This window comes from Dactylosporangium cerinum (assembly GCF_042653625.1).
Taxonomy (GTDB): Bacteria; Actinomycetota; Actinomycetes; order Mycobacteriales; family Micromonosporaceae; genus Dactylosporangium; species Dactylosporangium cerinum.
On sequence record NZ_JBHSIU010000058.1, the window covers coordinates 1 to 16,274 of the forward strand.

Genomic DNA, 16,274 nt, shown 5'->3' on the forward strand with positions numbered 1-16,274 from the left:
AATCTGTCGTACCGGGACGTTGAGGAGCTGCTGGTCGAACGTGGCGTCGAGGTCGACCATGTGACCGTCTTCCGGTGGGTGCAGCGGTTCACCCCGCTGCTGGCCGACGTGGCTCGGTTCGCCCGCCATGCGCCCGGCGACAGGTGGTTGGTTGACGAGACGTACATCAAGGTCAACAGAGTCTGGCGGTATGTGTATCGGGCGGTAGATCAGTACGGGCAGGTCATTGACGTGCTCGTTTCGGTGCGCCGAGACGCTGACGCGGCGCGGAGGTTCTTCCGCCGTGCGCTGTCCATGCTGAAGGTCAAGCCCAGCGAGGTGGTCACCGACGCCGCCGCGGTCTATCCCACGGTCCTCGACGAGCTGATCCCGCAGGCGTGGCACCACGTCGAGCAGTACGCCAACAATCCGATCGAGGCCGACCACGGCCAGCTCAAACACCGGCTGAGACCGATGCGCGGGCTCCGAACGGACAAGACCGCACAGGTGATCATCACCGGACACGCCTTCATGCAGAACCTTCGACGCGGGCACTACGAACTCGCCGTCGATGCCCCGTCGGCAACGCGGGTCGCCGCTGCGCTCACCGAACTCGCCCAAGCGATCTGACCGCCGACCCGATCAAGGTTCAACGCGTCCAACGATCCCATAACGCAACGGCGCCGAACCGGGCCATCCGTGAATGGGCCCTGTCGAAGGGCATCGAGGTGTCCGACCGCGGCCGGATCCGTTCGGATCTCGTCGAGCGGTACCACGCCGAGGCAGGACATTGAAGGTTCGTCACGACACACGCTGAGGGCATCCCGTTACGGGGTGCCCTCAGCGCCGTTTTCCGGCCAGGTCCGGGCGACGGCGCACTGTAGTGGGACGACGAAATGCGGTGAGGCGCGGCACACCGGCACGGCGTTGCGGGTGCGCGGTAGTTCACGGTGACCGTTGTATGGCGTGCAGGCGGTCGTGGACCGGGTGCAGGTGTGGGTCGTCGACCTCGTCCAGGAGTGCCATTGCCTGGGCGCACGTCGCGTGGGCGCGTGCGGGGTCGCCGGCTGCGGCGAGTGCGTCTGCCAGTGCCGTGAGGGCGCGGCAATGGCGGCGGGAATCGCCCAGGTCGACACTGAGGGAAGCCGCCCGCTCGGCGTCCTGGATAGCTTCATGAGGAGCGCGCAGGGTGCGTCTGATGTCTGCGGTGAGGACGAGCGCGTCGCACAGGCCTGGATCGTCTCTGGCCTGGCCGTGGAGGTCCAATGCCCGTTCGCCGTGGCCGAGCGCGCGTTCGGGGTTGCCGGTCCCGAGGTGCAGCGCGGCGAGGGCGGCGTGCAGCGTGCCTTGGCCGCGCAATGAGCCCATTCGTTCTCGAATCTTGAGCGCCGTGGTGTAGGGGGTCGCGGCTTCGTCGTACCGGCCCATCTGGCGGAGGTCGTCGCCGAGTTTGTGCCGCGCGGATGCCTCGCCCATCGCGTTTCCAGCGGCCTGGCAGGCGGCGAGGACTGTGCTGTGGAGTTGCGCGGCGAGTTCGGCGTCGCCGTTGCTGAGGTGGACCGTGGCCAGGTTGTGCAAGCACATCGTTTCCTTGTCGGCGTCGCTGATCCGGTGGGCCAGTTGGAGCGCCTGTTCGAGACTTGCGATGGCGTTCGGGTACTGATGCAGTGCCAGGTGCATGACACCGAGGTTGTTCAGGGTGCCGATTTGTGCGATCTGGTGGCTGTCGCGTTCGGCGGCGGCTATCGCTGACTGCAGCAGCGGCAGGGCCCCTTCCGGGTGGCCGCGTCGTTGCAAGGTCTCCAGCAGTACCTGAGGCAGTTGCCAGGCGTGCCGGTCGAAGCCGTGGCGGGCTGCCCACAGGCTGGGAGTTGCCCCCTGATCTTGGACACTTGAACCTTGGATCTGATGGTCCGGGGAGATCAGGAGTCCTGGTAAACGATGGCGAACAAGCACTATCCCGCTGAGTTCAAGGCCGACGCGGTGGCGTTGTACCGATCTCGGCCGGGTGCCACGATCGCGCAGATCGCTGATGACCTCGGGGTCAATCGAGAGACGCTACGCAGCTGGGTCCGCGCCGACGATCAGCGGCGTGGCGGCTCGGCCGGCCCCGCATCGTCGGCTGTGAAGCCGCAGCCGGCCGGCCCGGTCGAGAAAGAGAACGCCGAGCTACGCCGGCGGATCCGTGAGCTGGAGGAAGAACGGGACATTCTGCGGAAGGCCGCCCGGTATTTCGCCGGGGAGACGCGCTGGTGAGGAGCCGTAACGAAACTACTGCACGGTTCCGTCTTGATCCAGTTTGTCGGGTGGTGCTGGGATTGCGCAGTGCTCGCGGACTCCGTCGTTGCGGCCCTGGGTGTGAAGTTCGCAGCGATGCTGCCGCACTTGGACGAGCGGCAGCGGCGGCTTTACCTGGCGGTTGAGGCCGATACACTCGGGCATGGCGGGATCGCGGCGGTGGTGGCGGCGGCGGGGTATCACGGTCGACTGTCGCGCGTGGACGGTGTGAAATTGCTCGTGGTGCCGCAATACTCGGGCGGGTGCGTCGTCGCGGCGGCGGACGCAAACCAGCCGCCGAACGGGACCCTAGCCTGGTGTCGGCGTTAGAGGCCCTCATCGAACCGCAGGAAATCGGCGACCCGGTCTCTCCACTGCGGTGGACGACGGCCTCGCTGCGGGACCTGGCCCGGGAACTGACGGCGGCAGGCCATCCGGTGAGCGCTCCAGCGGTTGGACGGCTGCTGCGCTCGATGGGTTTCAGCCTGCAGGGAATGGCCAAGATCCGGGCTGGCAGCCAGGTTCCCGGCCGTGACGAGCAGTTCCGCCATATCAACACCATGGTTGAGGGGTTCCTTGCCCGGCAATTGCCGGTGGTGAGCGTGGACGCGAAGAAGAAGGAACCGATCGGCGACTTCGCCCGGGCGGGCCGCAGCTACCGGCCAACACGGACACCGATCACCGCGCCGGACCATGACTTCGTCGCCCCCGACACACCGATCGCGATCCCCTATGGCGTCTACGACCTGGGCCGGGACACCGGCTGGGTGAACGTGGGCACCAACCGCAACACCACGGCCTTCGCGGTGGAGTCCATCCGCCGCTGGTGGAACCAGCAGGGCCGCCAGGACCACCACGGCGCCGCCCAGTTGCTCATCACCGCCGACGCCGGCGGCGCGAACGCCGCCGACTCCTACCTGTTCAAGAGCGCGCTGCCCGGGCCGGGTACCGGCCACGCCGGTTGCCGCGGATCCACCAGCAAAGAAGATCAGGGCGACGGCAGCCGCTGCCCGCGCCCCGACCGGCGCTTCGACGCCGGAGGCCAGCCGCACCGCAGCGGTCGCCAGCCCGAACAGGGCGTTGATCAGGAAGAAGAGCCGGATCCGGCGACCGAGCGACGGCGGCAACGCGAGGCGTACCCGATCGGCCAGGCCGGGCATTCCTTCCCGTTTCCGTGTCGCCATCGTCGTCTCCCTGCCTCGGCGTTCCGATACCTGTTGCCTTCATTGGCTGTCGCCGGCGGGTTTGGAGGAAATTTCCCGGGATGCGAGAGGGCGGCACGACTGGGCCGGCCGGCGAAGATTCTTAGCGCGGTAAAGTGATGCGCGGACTGAGGAGTTGAGGTCGGTGGCGAGGCGAGCCAGAACAGAGGTTCTGCGAGAGGTCCACGACGGGCTGCGCTCGTTCACCGCGTACGCGGTGCTGTACAGCCAAGCGGTGGCCGAGCGACTCGGGCTGAGCGCGACCGACTCCCGGTGTGTCGACCTGCTCGACCGGCACGGACCGATGAGCGCCGGCCGGCTGGCCGAGCTGACCGGGCTGACCAGCGGCGCGGTCACCGGCATCGTCGACCGGCTCGAGCGGGCCAGGTTTGCGCGGCGCGAGCCCGATCCGATGGACCGGCGCCGGGTCATCGTCCACCTGGTGCCGGCGCGGGAGAACGACGCCTTCGCCCACCTGGCGTCGGCGCAGGACCGGGTGGACGGGTTGCTGGCCCAGTACGACCTCAAGGAGCTGGCGGCGATCGGGGACTTCCTCGCCAAGGCCAGTGCCACGACGGCCGAGGAGATCGCCCGCCTTCGCCCGTGAACCGGGCGGCCGGGACACCGCATCGCCGGTTATCCCTGGCTCAGGGGCCGGCCGTATTTGACGGCGGCGGGTGAGCGGCATGACGGATAGTCGTCATAGGTCGAGGAACTCTCCGCGGTGCCGGTGATGCCGCCGAGGTGTCAGAGCGTGACCGAACCATCGTCGTGGAGCCGCCAGGCCGGGTTGTGGGCCACCTCCCAGGTGTGCCCGTCGGGATCGGCGAAGACGCCGGAATATCCGCCCCAGAACATCTTCGTGCCGGCTCGGGTGATGGTCGCGCCGGCCACCTTCGCGGCGGCGATGATCTCATCCACCTCCTGTGGCGAGCCGACGTTGTGCCCGAGAGTCACCCCGCCCCAGCCGCCGCCGTCGACGACGGCGCCGTCGTCCGCCAGCTTGCCGCGATCCCACAGCGAGACGATCACCCCGCCGGCCTGGAAGAAGGTGATCTGATCGGTGTCGTCATCGATGCCGGAGTCCACGTGCCAGCCAAGGGACTCATAGAAGGCGGTGGCTCGCCGGACGTCGGCAACGCCCAGGGTGATCACGCTCAACTGCTGTCTCATCGGGTTTCTCCTTGATCATGATTGTCCGGCAGTCCGGTCAACGGGGTGCGGCGGCGAGCACCTGGGCGAGCACCGCGTGCGCGGCGGTCCGTGCGCCGGTGTCACCGGAGGCGTTCGTCAGGCTGACGGCGGCGTCGGCGCAGTCCACTGCCTCGCCGGCAGATCCCAGCAGGTGCCAGGGGCGGGCCAGGTTGGTCAGGACCACGGCCTCACCGAGGTGGTGGCGGGTCCTGCGCGCGATCGAGGCTGTCCGGCAGCACCTGGAGCGCCTCGCGGTGTTCGCCGAGCTCGAGGTGGAAATGGGTCACGCGTAACGCGCCGAGGAGGCAGAACGCCTGCGCCGCGGCCCGATCGTCGGGATCGGCGCTGTCCCGCAGGGCGGTACAGCCGACGCTGAGGCTGCATCGCACCCCGACATCGCCGGTCGCCAGCTCAACGAGGCGATGCCGTTCGTCCAGCAGCCGGCTCACCAGGTGGCTGACCGTCCAACTCGGCCGTGCTTTCAGGCGAGCCGCGGCCAGGTGCAGGGCCAGCGGCAGGAAGTCGCAGAGCGCGGCGAGACGCTGGGTCGCCTCCGGCTCGCGGGTTGTCCGTGCCGGTCCGATCAGCTTGTCGAGCATCGCCCGGGACGCCTGCGGGCTCAGCGGTCCGAGGTGCATGTCGAGGGAGCCGTCCAGGATGGCCAGCCCGGCCCGGCTGGTGATGACCACCGCGGTGCCCGGACTGCCGGGCAGCAACGGCCGTACCGAGTCGGCGGTCGCGGCATTGTCCAGCAGGATGAGCATCCGGCGATCGGCGACCAGGCTGCGGAACAGGGCAGCGCGCTCTTCGACGTCGTGCGGCAGATCCGTCGCCGCGATCCCCAATGTCCGGAGCCAGCGGCCGAGCGCCTCCGAGGCGGGCACTGGCGCCACCCCGGGCGTGGCGCCGTGCAGGTTCACATAGAGCTGCCCGTCGGGGAAACTCGCGGACGAGAGGTTGGCCAGGCGTACCGCGAACGCCGCCTTGCCGACGCCGGGCGCCCCGTGGATCACCAGGACAGGTTGCGGGCGGTAATCGCCCTGCGGGTCGAGAAGCGGTCGCGCCCGGGTGAGTTCGTCGTCGCGGCCGACGAAGGTCGCCACGTCCAGCGGAAGCTGCCGCGGCTTGTGGCCGGCGCTGAGCGAGACCGGGTCGGGGGCGTCGCGGTGGGGCGTGGCCAGGGCCGGGTCGGCGGCGAGGATCCGGCTCTGCAGGGCCCGCACGCTCGGGCTCGGTTCCACGCCGACGTCCTCGATGAGGCGCTCCCGCAGCCGTTGGTATGCGGCCAGCGCGTCAGCCTGGCGGCCGTCGCGGTACATCGCCAGCATCAGCTGTTCCCACAGGCGTTCCCGAAGCGGGTGCGTGGCGATCCAGGTCTGGAGTTCGCCGATCGTCTCGGCGTGCCGCCCGCTCTCGATGCGGGCGTCGATCAGGTGTTCCACGGCGGTCAGCCGGCGATCCTCGAACCGGCGCGCGGTGGCGGCGAGCCTGTCCGTCGTGAGGGGAATGCCTTCCAGGGCCTCCCCCCGCCACAGCGCCAGCGCCGTCTCGAGGTGCGCCGACGCGAGCTCGCGGTGACCCCGGCGGCGGGCCTGGCCGGCATCGTCGACGAGCCGCTCGAAGGTGAGCAGATCCAGGCCCTCGGGCGGCACCTCGATCCAATAGCCGTTCGAGGCGGTGTTGACCGGAGCCAGCGCCGGGTTGAGCGGGGACAGCGTCCGGCGCAGGGCCAGCACGTAGGACTTGAGGTTCGCCCGCGCCGACCGGACCGGCCGGGGCCCCCAGAGGCTGTCCACCAGCAGGTCCGCGGACACGACCGAATTCGCCTGGGTCAGCAAGACGGCGAGGAGCAGCCGGGTCTTCGGGCGGCTGACCTCGATCTGCTCTCCCGTGGCGGCCGTCACCGACAGCGGGCCAAGCAAGCGGAACTGCATCGTTGCTCCCGTGGTGTGCGGATCACTGTGGCGCGGGCGGGCTCGTGGCCCGCCTGCACCACCGGCCGGTTGGCGTGCAGGTGCAGGCGGGCGGGGCCGGTGGCCGTCCGGGGCGATCAGCCTTCGCCGAGGGCCTTGGTGACGATCTCGCCGACGCGGTGGAAGGTGCTGTAGTCGCCGGCCGTGACCCGGTTCTTGGCGACCGCGATGACGGTCCCGGTGGCGGTGTCCGCGTAGGCGGCCGTGCCACCGCTGCCGGCGACCCCGAACAGGGTGGGACTGTCCAGCGGCCCGGGGAAGCCGATGTCGTAGCCGAGGCCCCGGGTGGTCGGGAACCCGGTGGTCTCGTCGACACCGGAGGCGGTCACGGTGGTGACGGTGCGCAGCCGCTCGGGTGAGATGAGCCGTACGCCGTCCACCTCGTCCAGCAGCGCGGCGTACACCCGGGCGATCGCCCGGGCGGACATGACGCCACCGGCGGGGATGTCCGCGGAGAGCACGTCCGTGCGGTTGCAGTAGGCGGCGGTCGGCAGCGCCGCGGGCGGGGCCGCGGTCCAGCCGTCCACCACCCGGAAAAACGGCACCTGCTCGGCCATCGCGGCCAGCATCCCGGGGGTGAACTCCATGCCACCCTCCGGTTCCTCGTGGTACGCCACCCGGTTCAGTGCGGACGCCGGCACCCCGAGGAACAACTCGTCGGCCAGGCCCAGCGGCTGGGCCACCTGCTCGCGCATGACCTGGGAGATCCGATGTCCGGTGGCCCGGCGCACGATCTCGCCGACGATGTAGCCGAAGGTCTGGGCGTGGTAGCCGGTCTTCGTGCCCGGCTCCCACCACGGCACCGCGCCGGCGATCACGGTGCACATCTTCTCCCAGTCGCACAGGTCCTCGGGGGTGGTGCCGACCGGCACCGCGGGCACGCCGACCGAGTGGGTCAGCGCGTGCTGCACGGTCGCGTGCTGTTTGCCGTGCGCGCCGAATTCCGGCCACAGCTCCACGATCGGGGTGTCGTAGGCGAGCACGCCCTGCTCCACGAGGCGGTGCGCCACCGTGGAGGTCAGTCCCTTGCCGGTCGAGGTCACGTGGAACGGGGTGTCCGAGGTGACCGGGCGACCGGTCGTCGCGTCGGCGACCCCGGCGACGGCATCGACCAGCGGGGATCCGTGCCGGTACACGGCGACCTGCACGCCCCGCTCGGCCCCGGACTCGACCAGCTCGTCGATCGCTTCCTGTACCTGCTGCTGAATGTCAGTCACGATTGTCTCCGCTTTCCTGATGGATGGGGTACGACGCTTGGCGGGCCGTGAGATCACCATGCGGTCCGGCGTTTACCGTTTCCTTACGGTCGGCCGTTCCCGCCCGTCGCGCGGACGTGGTCATCGGGCGACGGTTTCGCGCACCGTCTCGGCGCCTCGTGTGGGCCGGGTGGCGGGCAGCAGGAGGCTGAGCGGGCACGCGAGTGCGGCCAGGCCGGCGGCCAGATGGAGGCTCTGGCGGCTGGCCTCGACGAAATCGCCCGGTTGCAGCGGGTGCCCGGTGGGCAGGGCGGCGAAGAAGATGACCCCGATGACGGCGATGCCGACGGCGGAGCCGAGTTGCAGGGTCGTGTTGACCAGCCCGGACGCCGATCCGGCGTGATTGCCCGGCACACCGGACAGGGTGATGGTCACCAGGGTGGCCGACACCAGGGCGAGCCCGAGACCGGCGCCGACGAGACCGGGGGCGAGCTGCCACGCACTCAACGCGTCGCCGTACCTGCTCACCACGACGATCATCGTGATGATGCTGGCCGCCTCCACCAGGGCGCCGACGGTGACCACCGCACGGCCGATTCTGGGCACGATCTGCCCGGCGGCGCCGGAGCCGATGATGACGCCGCCCGCGAACGGCAGGAAGGACAGACCGGTCTCGAGGGCGCTGAAGTGCAGCCCGACCTGCAGATGCAGGGTCAGGACGAAGAAGTAGCTGGTGGAGGCGAAGAAGACGAACGCCACCAGCAGCCCCGCGATCACCGAACGCTCGTGGAACAGGGCGGGATCGATCAATGCGGAACCGTCGACCCGGCTCCTGCGCCGCTCGTGCGCCCAGAAGATCGCCAGGATCGGGACGGCCGCTCCCATCGCGACGAACGTCCAGGTCGGCCAGCCGAGTTCGCGGCCCTGGATGAGCGGATAGACCAGGGCGAGCAATGCGATGGTGACCAGCAGCATGCCGGCCGGGTCGAGCCGCAGCCGTTGCTGCGCCCGGGATTCGGTCATCAGCAACGCGGACCCGGCGAAGGCGATGACGCCTACCGGAATGTTGATCAGGAAGATCGTCCGCCATTCCCAGCCGAACAGGTCGGCCTCGGTGAGGTATCCGCCCAGCAGCGGGCCGCTGACCCCGCCGAGCGCGAGAACCATGCCGTAGAGACCGAACGCCTTGGGCCGCTCGTCCTCGCGGAAGCCGACCTGGACGACGGTGAGCAACTGGGGGATCATGATCGCCGCCGCCGCGCCCTGCCCGATCCGGGCGGCGATGAGCATGCCCGGCCCGGAGGCGAGCCCGGACAGCGCCGATGCGACGGTGAATCCGGCGACGCCGATGAGGAACAGGCGCTTGCGGCCGTACATGTCGCCGAGCCGGCCACCGGTGATCAGGGCGAGGGCGAACGCGAGCGTGTAACCGGCGGCGATCCATTGCAGGGCGGCGTCGCTCGCGCCGAGGTCGCGCTGGATGGACGGGAGCGCGACGGTGACGATCGTGGTGTCGAGCAGATCCATGTACGCGGCGATCAGCATGACGGCCAGCGCCGGCCAGCGTCTGGGATTCATCGGACACCTCACGTCGGAAGATTAGTTTAGAAAACTAAGCTTCTTAGGAAGGTAAGGGGAATTGCCGATCGTGTCAACGGTCGGCCGGGGAGGGCAAACCCTGAGGATCCCGGGGAGTACGGACGTTTGGCGCGCGCCTCGCGGAGTACGTACGCCCACCAGATCAGCTCGTCGAGCATGGTCTTGACCGTGGTGTTGCAGCTCGCGGTGGACTTGGGCCACGTGCCGTCGGCGGCGAACAGCTCCCAATAGCAGGGAGGCTCACGGTGTTGCGCATGGTGACGGTTTGCAGCTCATTGAATACCTGCCGCAGTTGCGCCGTGGCGTGTAGGCCGCCGGACTCCCGGCCGTAGGAGACGAAGGTCACCGGCTTGGCGTGCCACTCCTCGTAGAACCAGTCGATGGCGGTCTTGAGCGGGGCGGGGAAGCTCCGGTTGTACTCGGGGGTGACCACCACGAAGGCGTCCGCCGCGGTCAGCCGCGGCCCCAACGCCTGGACCTGGTCCGGTACGGCCTCGTCGTGGTTGCGGAGGGTGTCCGGAAGCCGGATCTCCGCCAGGTCGATGAGGTCGAGATCCAGGTCCCGCCGCTTGCGGGCGTGACCGGTGAACCAACTGGCCGCGGTCGGCCCGAACCGTTGCGGGTGCTGCCGATGATGACCGCCAGCCGCAGCGGGGCGCTATCTGACATCTCCGTCTCCCTCGGGGCATCTGGCCGACGTGCTTTTGTTCACTGTGCGGGCAGGCATTTACGGCTTTCTTACGGTCCTGCCGGCGGTTTCGCCGCCGCCGCCGCGGCCGGCCCCCGCGATTGTCGTGACCAGGTCGTATGGTGGCGGTCATGCGTTTCGGGGTGCTGGGTGCGGTGGCGGCGTGGACCTCTGACGGCCGGCCGGTCACGATCCCCGGCCTGAAGGTCCGCGCCCTGCTGGCCGCGCTGCTGATCAATGAGGGGCGCCCGGCGTCGGCTGATCAGTTGATCGAACGCCTGTGGGGCGACGATCCGCCGGGCAATCCGTCCGGTGCGCTGTCGGTGAAGGTGTCGCAGTTGCGGCGGGCGCTGGAGGACGCCGAGCCCGGCGGCCGGCGGCTGGTCGTATCGCCACCCCCGGGCTACCGGCTGCACGCCGACGCCGATTCGGTGGACGCACAGCGGTTTCAGGCCCTGACCGCCCGGGCCCGCCAGACGGAGGATCCCCGGTCGAGGGCGGCGCTGCTGTCCGACGCGCTGGCCCTGTGGCGGGGACCGGCCTTCGCCGACTTCAGCGACGAGGATTTCACCCGGGCCACGATCACCCGCTTGGAGGAGCAGCGGCTCACGGCGATCGAGGATCTGGCCGAGGCCCGGCTCGCGCTCGGCGAGCATGCCGCGCTCGCCGGCGAGCTCACCGATCTGCTGGTGCAGTACCCGCTGCGGGAGCGGCCCCGGGCGCTGCACATGCTCGCGCTCTACCGGTCCGGGCGGCAGACCGAGGCGTTGAGCAGCTACGAGGCGATCCGCGTCCACCTGGCCGACGAACTCGGCCTGGATCCGGGCGCCGAGCTGACCGACCTGCATGTGGCGATGCTGAGTCAGGACCCACGACTGAACGCGCCGTCGCCGTCGGAGCTGCTCGCGGCTGCCGACCGGCCCGCGACGAACCTGCCCGCCGCGGTGACCGAGCTGATCGGACGCGACGAGGCGGTCACCGAGATCCGTGCGCTGCTGGAGCAGCGCCGGCTGGTGACGCTCACCGGCAGCGGGGGAGTGGGCAAGACGCGGCTGGCGGTGGAGGCCGCCACGCCGCTGATCGAAACGTTCACCGACGGCGTGTGGCTCATCGAGCTGGCCGCATTCGACCGGCCCGGCACACCGGACGCGATGGACTCCCTCGCCGAGATGGTGATGACGGTGCTGGGCATCCGGGACAGCGCCGCGATGGGCGAACCATGGACGTCGCGCGACCGGCTGGCCGGTGGTCTGCGCACCCGGCACGTGCTGCTGGTGCTGGACAACTGCGAACACGTGATCGAGCAGGTTGCCGAACTCACCAGTTTCCTGCTCCACGCCGTACCCGGGCTGCGTGTCCTGACCACCAGCCGGGAACCGCTCGGCCTGGCCGGCGAGGTGGTCTGGCCCGTGCCGCCGCTGGAGGTGCCGGGACCGGCCGGCAAGATCGACCTGGCGGTGCTGGAGAGGTCAAGCGCGGTGCGGCTGTTCGTGGCCCGGGCAGCCGCGGCGGCGCACACCTTCACGCTGAACGCGGGCAACGCCGACGCCGTCGCGGTGCTGTGCCGGCGGCTGGACGGGATTCCGCTGGCGCTGGAACTGGCCGCCACGCGCGTACGGGCGCTGGGGATGCGCGGCCTGATCGCCGGGCTCGACGACCGCTTCCGCCTGCTGGCAACCGGGCATCGGGGCGCACCGCCACGCCAGCAGACCCTGATGGCGATGATCGACTGGAGCTGGCAGCTGCTGACCGCGGCGGAGCGTGTGGTGCTGCGGCGGCTGGCGGTCCATGCCGACGGCTGCACCCAGGAGGCCGCCGAGGCGGTGTGCGCGGCGAACGGCGTGCCGCCCGAGGAGGTGCTCGACATCCTCGCGCGCCTGGTCGACCGCTCGCTGGTGGTCATGTCCGAACGCGACGACGACGGCCCGCAGTACCGGCTGCTGGAATCGGTGGCCGCCTACTGCGTCGAACGGATGCACGAGGCGGGCGAACTCCTCGAGGTCCGCCGGCTGCACTACCACTATTACGCCGGCCTGGCCGAGCGGGCCGAGCCGCACCTGTACGGACCCGGGCAACAGCGATGGTTGCAGCGACTCGACGCCGAGGCCGCCAACATGCGCACCGCGCTGGAGAACGCGATGCGGCAGGGTGCGGCCGATCTGGCGCTGCGGCTGGTCAATTCGCTGAGCTGGTACTGGTTCCTGCGTGGCCGGTTGGCCGAGGCCAAACGTTCGTTGCAGGCCGCGCTGAGCACCTCGGGCGAGGCCTCGCCGGCCGGCCGCGCCAAGGCGACCGGCTGGCATGCCGGCATCTCGTTCCTGCTGGGTGACATCGCCGACTGGCCCGCGCGCCACGAGGCCGCGCTGGGTCTGTATGCGGACGTGGAGGACGCGCGTGCGCAGGCCAGGGCCGAATGGTTCCTGGCGTACGCGGAGATCGATCTCGGCGACGTGGCCGCGACGGAGATCTTGATCAACCGTGCCCTGGACGCGTTTCGCGGCGTCGGCGATGAATGGGGCGTCGCCGCCGCACTCAGCATCCGGGCCAAACACGCATATGTGAAAGGCGATGCCGCCGCGCTCGAGGACGACGCCACGCGCAGCGTGGCGATGTTCCGCCGGCTCGGCGACCGGTGGGGCCTGCTGCAGGCCAACGAATGGCTCGCCGCCCACGCGGACATGACCGGAGACTTCGAGCGGGCGATCGCCGTGCACCGCGACGGGCTGCGCATGGCCGAGGAGCTCGGTCTCTGGCCCGACGTCGCGGGGCGGCTGTCCTGGCTGGGCTGGAGCCTGATGCAGCGCGGCGACTATTCGGCCGCGCGCGAGCACTGTGGGCTGGGGCTGCGGCTCGCGGAGGAGCAGGGTTCCCCGCTCGGGGTCATCTTCGCGCAGATGGGCCTGGCCTTCGCCGCCCGCCGGGACGGCAAGCTTGACATCGCGGAGGAGCACCTCACCTGCCTGCTGGAGGCGGCCGAGAGCCGGGACGCCGAGCGGGGCCAGCCGTTGCACACCCCGAGCGTCCTCGTCGAACTCGGATACCTCGAGGTGCTGCGCGGCAATGCGGAGGCGGCGAGAGCACGGCACCTGCGGGCGTTCGCCATCGCGCAGCAACTGGGCGCGGTCCGCGACATGGTGCAGGCCGTCGGTGGCCTCGCGGCTGCGTCGGCGCTCGGCGGCTGCCACCAGCAGGCCGCTCAACTGCTCGGAGCGGCGGCAGCAGCACGGGAGTCGCTCCAGACGCCGCTCACGCCGGCCGACAAGAGCGACGTCTGCCGGACGACCGTTGCCACCCGGGCCGCGCTCGGTGACGACATCTTCGACGCCGCCCACGACCAGGGCCGGAAGCTGCAGCTCGAGGATGCCGTCCAGCAGACCTGCGCCGGCTGACGAAAAGGCTGACGAAAGCAGATCCACCCTGCCGGGCGGCCCGGCAGGGTGGATCCGATCGGACGTTATGTCCGGTCGAGCGCCACGGCCTGCTTCAGATAGTCGCGTACCGCAGCCCGGGGTACCGTCTCCAAGCTTTTGATCTTGATGTGCCGGGTGTTCTTGCCGATGCCGTCGAGCAGGCCGTGCTCGTCGGTGAACTCCGCTCCCCGGGCGAAGGCGAGCGTGAGGTGGGTCCTGCTCTGGCTGATGATCGCGAGGATCTGGTTCCCCTGCCACGCGAGCGACCCGCGGCTGATCACCTCGCTGGTGGTCGGCGCGACCTCGGTGACGAGTTCCCGCAGGACAAGCACGATGTCCCGGTGGTCGGGTGAGAGCCGGTTCTGCACGTAATCGGTGACGTCTTGGCCAGTCATCAGAGGTCCCTTTCCGAATGTCGGTTAGAGGGTGGCGAGGTCGATGGCCGCGGCGATCGCCCGCGCCCCGGCGTCGTTGGGGTGCAGCTGGTCGCCGGAGTTGTACTCCGCGCGCAGCACCTGGGTGGCGGGGTCGGTGAGGACAGCGGCGACGTCCACCACGGCGTCGTACTCGCCGCTGGTCCGGATCCACCGGTTCACGGCGGCGCGGACGTCCTGATTGCGCGGGGTGTCGTAGCCGGCGGCGCCCTTCATAGGTGGGAGCGTAGCGCCGATGATCTTGATGCCGTGGGCGTGCGCGGTCCGGATCAATGCCCGGAAGCCGTTGATGAGCTGCCGGTCGGTGACCACCGCGGAGGCGCCGCAGCCGAAGTCCGGATAGCCGCCACCGCCGATGTCGTTGGTGCCGAGCAACACGATCGCCGTGCGTACGCCGGGCTGGGCGACAACGTCGCGGTGGAAGCGCGTGACCCCCTTTTCGCCATAGCAGGTCGAGTCGCCGAGGAGCTTGTTGCCGTTGACTCCTTCGTTGACCACACCGAACCGCTTGCCGGCGGAGACCAGTCGTTCGGCCAGCTCGTCAGGGTAGCGGTTGTCGGTGTTCGTCGCGGTGCCGTAGCCATCGGTGATGGAGTCACCGAACGCCACAACCGTGCCGCGGGCGGTGCGCTGCCCGTCGACGTCGATGCCGGCCAGGTAGTACCGGGAGTTGCTGGTGTCGCCGGCGAAGGCGGTGCCGGACGGGTCGAACCGGTGGTCGCCGGACGCCCGGTACGCGGTGGTCAATCCCAGGTCGTGGAACGTCGCCGGCCCGGTCGGCTTGGTGAAGTACAGCGTGACGCTGAGCGAATCCAGCGCAGAGACCGGCAGGCCGGCCGCGTCCGACGTCAGCTCCCTACCCGGCGCGATCGTGGCCGAGAGCCGGCGGCCGAACGTCAGTGCGCGCAAGGTGCCGGGTTTCAGCTTCGCCCCGGAGCCGGCCTTGGCGATCGTCGCCCCGGCCACGTGCAGCGGTTCGACGCCGAACCGGTTGGACAGCCGGATCCGCACCCGCGAGCCGCCGGTGCTGACCCGGACCACCTGCCGCACCGACTGGTTGGCGAAGCCGTCCAGGAACCAGCCGGGTCCGCTGCCGCCGTCCGACAGGGGGTGGTGCTGGGCGGCCGCCCACGCGCCCTGCCACGCGGTGGCTGCCGGGCGGTGGTCCGGTGTGGCGGCGGACGCGGCCGGTGCGGCCGCGGCGACCAAAGCAATCGCCGCTCCCACGATGGTGGTGCGCTTCCATGGAAAACTCATCGGACGACCTTTCGCGGCAATGTCGGACTGGAACGGGCCGGCCGCCGGACTGGTGCCGGTGGCTGGACAGAACTCTGCGACCTCGCCCTTACGGTTTGTTTACCGTCGTCTGCGCACCGCGGCGCTCTGGCCGGGGCGTACCACGGATGTACCGGATGTGTATCGGCGGCTGGCATCGTGACGCGGGTGCCCGGGTCGCTGCGCGGAGTTCCCCGTTCTTCCCGTCGTCAGTGACCCGGGTCCGCCACCCGGCGGGACCCCGGAACGGATCAGGCGGTGGAAATGGTGCTGCACGGGCCGGCTGACGGCGAAGGATCCACGCGCCGGTACGGACCGGTGCGGCACGTGGCGGTCCTTACCGACGTGCACGGGAACGTTCCCGCGCTGGCGGCCGTGCTGAGCGAGCCGGCCGTGGTCGCGGCCGATCTGATCGTCTTCTGTGGCGACCTCACCTGGGGCCCGGAGCCACAACGCACCCTTCAACTCGTGCGGCGGCTCGGGGACCGGGCGGTGGCCGTCCGGGGCAATGCCGACCGAGCGGTGGTCGAGCTGGCCCGAGCCGGTCGTGCCGCTGAGACGCCCCGCGACGAATGGATGCTGGCGCAACACCCGGCTGATGCCGTGGACGTTGCGCTTGCCGAAAACCTTGTCCGTGCAGTTCATGCGGCGTGTTGGTACTCGTGGAGGATGCCGCCGAGGCGGTCGTGTCTTCGGATGTCGAGGTGGCGGATCTTGTCCGGGTCGGCGATCGGCGGCGGCAATGGACGCGACGGTCGCGCGTTCGCGATGCCTTGGTGCGGGCGGTGGCCGTTGTAGTGCACCTCGAACTCGCGCAGGGCGTGCAATAGATGTCGCTGGTTCCAGATGAGAGTCCGGTCCAGCAGTTCACGGCGGCAGGTCTGCACCCACCGTTCCATGATTGAGTTCATTCTCGGCGTCCGGACACCGCTGAGCACCACGGTAGTGCCCGCATCGGCGAGGATCGCGTCGACCAGTTTCGGGAACTTGCCGTCCCGGTCGCGGATCAGCAACCGCGCCCGGCATCCGGTGTCCTCGAGATCCATG

Annotated in this window: 16 protein-coding genes and 2 pseudogenes; 8 read left to right on the top strand and 10 right to left on the bottom strand. The window is 69.9% G+C overall.

Features of this window, described 5'->3' with window-relative positions:
• A partial coding sequence (locus ACFPIJ_RS40995; RefSeq protein ID WP_380123842.1) for an IS6 family transposase occupies window positions 1-609 on the top strand: 609 nt, incomplete at its 5' end.
• 11 nt (window positions 610-620) lie between these two features.
• Window positions 621-773 carry an Lsr2 family DNA-binding protein gene (locus ACFPIJ_RS41000; RefSeq protein WP_380123871.1) on the top strand — a complete coding sequence of 51 codons (153 nt, stop codon included), beginning with the start codon at window positions 621-623 and terminating at the stop codon, window positions 771-773.
• Window positions 774-924: 151 nt separating this feature from the next.
• Here ACFPIJ_RS41000 and ACFPIJ_RS41005 read toward each other — a convergent pair whose 3' ends face one another.
• Window positions 925-1,776: a tetratricopeptide repeat protein gene (locus ACFPIJ_RS41005; protein WP_380123844.1), complete on the bottom strand. Its 852-nt coding sequence runs from the start codon at window positions 1,774-1,776 to the stop codon at window positions 925-927.
• A gap of 144 nt (window positions 1,777-1,920) precedes the next feature.
• Here ACFPIJ_RS41005 and ACFPIJ_RS41010 point away from each other — a divergent pair, with 144 nt between their 5' ends.
• The 4 genes from ACFPIJ_RS41010 to ACFPIJ_RS41025 are packed head-to-tail and all read left to right on the top strand — an operon-like array spanning window position 1,921 to window position 4,065.
• A complete protein-coding gene (locus ACFPIJ_RS41010; protein WP_380123847.1) occupies window positions 1,921-2,235 on the top strand; it encodes a transposase in 315 nt (104 codons plus the stop codon).
• 33 nt (window positions 2,236-2,268) lie between these two features.
• Complete coding sequence (locus tag ACFPIJ_RS41015) at window positions 2,269-2,586, top strand: hypothetical protein (protein WP_380123849.1); 318 nt, start codon at window positions 2,269-2,271, stop codon at window positions 2,584-2,586.
• The gene (locus tag ACFPIJ_RS41020; RefSeq protein WP_380123873.1) at window positions 2,508-3,578 is read left to right on the top strand and encodes an ISAzo13 family transposase; all 1,071 of its coding nucleotides are present in this window, start codon (window positions 2,508-2,510) and stop codon (window positions 3,576-3,578) included. Before ACFPIJ_RS41015 ends, ACFPIJ_RS41020 begins: the two co-directional genes overlap by 79 nt.
• A gap of 25 nt (window positions 3,579-3,603) precedes the next feature.
• Window positions 3,604-4,065, top strand: a complete 462-nt coding sequence (locus ACFPIJ_RS41025) for a MarR family winged helix-turn-helix transcriptional regulator (RefSeq protein WP_380123852.1) — start codon at window positions 3,604-3,606, stop codon at window positions 4,063-4,065.
• A gap of 140 nt (window positions 4,066-4,205) precedes the next feature.
• On the opposite strand, the gene ACFPIJ_RS41030 is transcribed toward ACFPIJ_RS41025, so the two are convergent.
• The 6 genes and pseudogenes from ACFPIJ_RS41030 to ACFPIJ_RS41055 form a co-directional block, all read right to left on the bottom strand.
• Window positions 4,206-4,631 carry a VOC family protein gene (locus tag ACFPIJ_RS41030; RefSeq protein WP_380123853.1) on the bottom strand — a complete coding sequence of 142 codons (426 nt, stop codon included), beginning with the start codon at window positions 4,629-4,631 and terminating at the stop codon, window positions 4,206-4,208.
• A gap of 37 nt (window positions 4,632-4,668) precedes the next feature.
• Window positions 4,669-4,836, bottom strand: a complete 168-nt coding sequence (locus tag ACFPIJ_RS41035; protein WP_380123855.1) for a hypothetical protein — start codon at window positions 4,834-4,836, stop codon at window positions 4,669-4,671.
• A 4-nt stretch (window positions 4,837-4,840) separates the two neighbouring features.
• Window positions 4,841-6,586: an AfsR/SARP family transcriptional regulator gene (locus ACFPIJ_RS41040; RefSeq protein ID WP_380123857.1), complete on the bottom strand. Its 1,746-nt coding sequence runs from the start codon at window positions 6,584-6,586 to the stop codon at window positions 4,841-4,843.
• Between the two features lie 116 nt (window positions 6,587-6,702).
• Complete coding sequence (locus tag ACFPIJ_RS41045) at window positions 6,703-7,842, bottom strand: serine hydrolase domain-containing protein (protein WP_380123859.1); 1,140 nt, start codon at window positions 7,840-7,842, stop codon at window positions 6,703-6,705.
• Between the two features lie 120 nt (window positions 7,843-7,962).
• Window positions 7,963-9,399, bottom strand: coding sequence for an MFS transporter (locus ACFPIJ_RS41050; protein ID WP_380123861.1), 1,437 nt, complete (start codon window positions 9,397-9,399; stop codon window positions 7,963-7,965).
• A gap of 163 nt (window positions 9,400-9,562) precedes the next feature.
• Window positions 9,563-9,982, bottom strand: a pseudogene (locus ACFPIJ_RS41055) (NADPH-dependent FMN reductase); the annotation flags it as partial.
• Between the two features lie 257 nt (window positions 9,983-10,239).
• On the opposite strand from ACFPIJ_RS41055, the gene ACFPIJ_RS41060 reads away from it, so the two are divergent.
• Complete coding sequence (locus ACFPIJ_RS41060; RefSeq protein WP_380123863.1) at window positions 10,240-13,497, top strand: AfsR/SARP family transcriptional regulator; 3,258 nt, start codon at window positions 10,240-10,242, stop codon at window positions 13,495-13,497.
• A 65-nt stretch (window positions 13,498-13,562) separates the two neighbouring features.
• On the opposite strand, the gene ACFPIJ_RS41065 is transcribed toward ACFPIJ_RS41060, so the two are convergent.
• Window positions 13,563-13,913 (bottom strand): DUF1801 domain-containing protein, encoded by a 351-nt coding sequence (locus ACFPIJ_RS41065; RefSeq protein WP_380123865.1) that lies wholly within the window; start codon window positions 13,911-13,913, stop codon window positions 13,563-13,565.
• 24 nt (window positions 13,914-13,937) lie between these two features.
• Window positions 13,938-15,209, bottom strand: a complete 1,272-nt coding sequence (locus ACFPIJ_RS41070) for an SGNH/GDSL hydrolase family protein (RefSeq protein WP_380123867.1) — start codon at window positions 15,207-15,209, stop codon at window positions 13,938-13,940.
• A gap of 282 nt (window positions 15,210-15,491) precedes the next feature.
• On the opposite strand from ACFPIJ_RS41070, the pseudogene ACFPIJ_RS41075 reads away from it, so the two are divergent.
• A pseudogene (locus ACFPIJ_RS41075) lies at window positions 15,492-15,773 on the top strand (metallophosphoesterase family protein); the annotation flags it as partial.
• Window positions 15,774-15,868: 95 nt separating this feature from the next.
• On the opposite strand, the gene ACFPIJ_RS41080 reads toward ACFPIJ_RS41075, so the two are convergent.
• Window positions 15,869-16,273 carry an integrase core domain-containing protein gene (locus ACFPIJ_RS41080; RefSeq protein WP_380123869.1) on the bottom strand — a complete coding sequence of 135 codons (405 nt, stop codon included), beginning with the start codon at window positions 16,271-16,273 and terminating at the stop codon, window positions 15,869-15,871.
• Window position 16,274: the final 1 nt, after the last annotated feature.

Excerpts from the sequence above, each read along its gene's own strand:
- ACFPIJ_RS41010 (WP_380123847.1), top strand. The coding sequence starts at position 1,921 with ATGGCGAACAAGCACTATCCCGCTGAGTTCAAGGCCGACGCGGTGGCG.
- ACFPIJ_RS41030 (WP_380123853.1), bottom strand. The coding sequence starts at position 4,631 with ATGAGACAGCAGTTGAGCGTGATCACCCTGGGCGTTGCCGACGTCCGG.
- ACFPIJ_RS41040 (WP_380123857.1), bottom strand. The coding sequence starts at position 6,586 with ATGCAGTTCCGCTTGCTTGGCCCGCTGTCGGTGACGGCCGCCACGGGA.
- ACFPIJ_RS41050 (WP_380123861.1), bottom strand. The coding sequence starts at position 9,399 with ATGAATCCCAGACGCTGGCCGGCGCTGGCCGTCATGCTGATCGCCGCG.
- ACFPIJ_RS41060 (WP_380123863.1), top strand. The coding sequence starts at position 10,240 with ATGCGTTTCGGGGTGCTGGGTGCGGTGGCGGCGTGGACCTCTGACGGC.
- ACFPIJ_RS41065 (WP_380123865.1), bottom strand. The coding sequence starts at position 13,913 with ATGACTGGCCAAGACGTCACCGATTACGTGCAGAACCGGCTCTCACCC.
- ACFPIJ_RS41070 (WP_380123867.1), bottom strand. The coding sequence starts at position 15,209 with ATGAGTTTTCCATGGAAGCGCACCACCATCGTGGGAGCGGCGATTGCT.
- ACFPIJ_RS41080 (WP_380123869.1), bottom strand. The coding sequence starts at position 16,273 with ATGGATCTCGAGGACACCGGATGCCGGGCGCGGTTGCTGATCCGCGAC.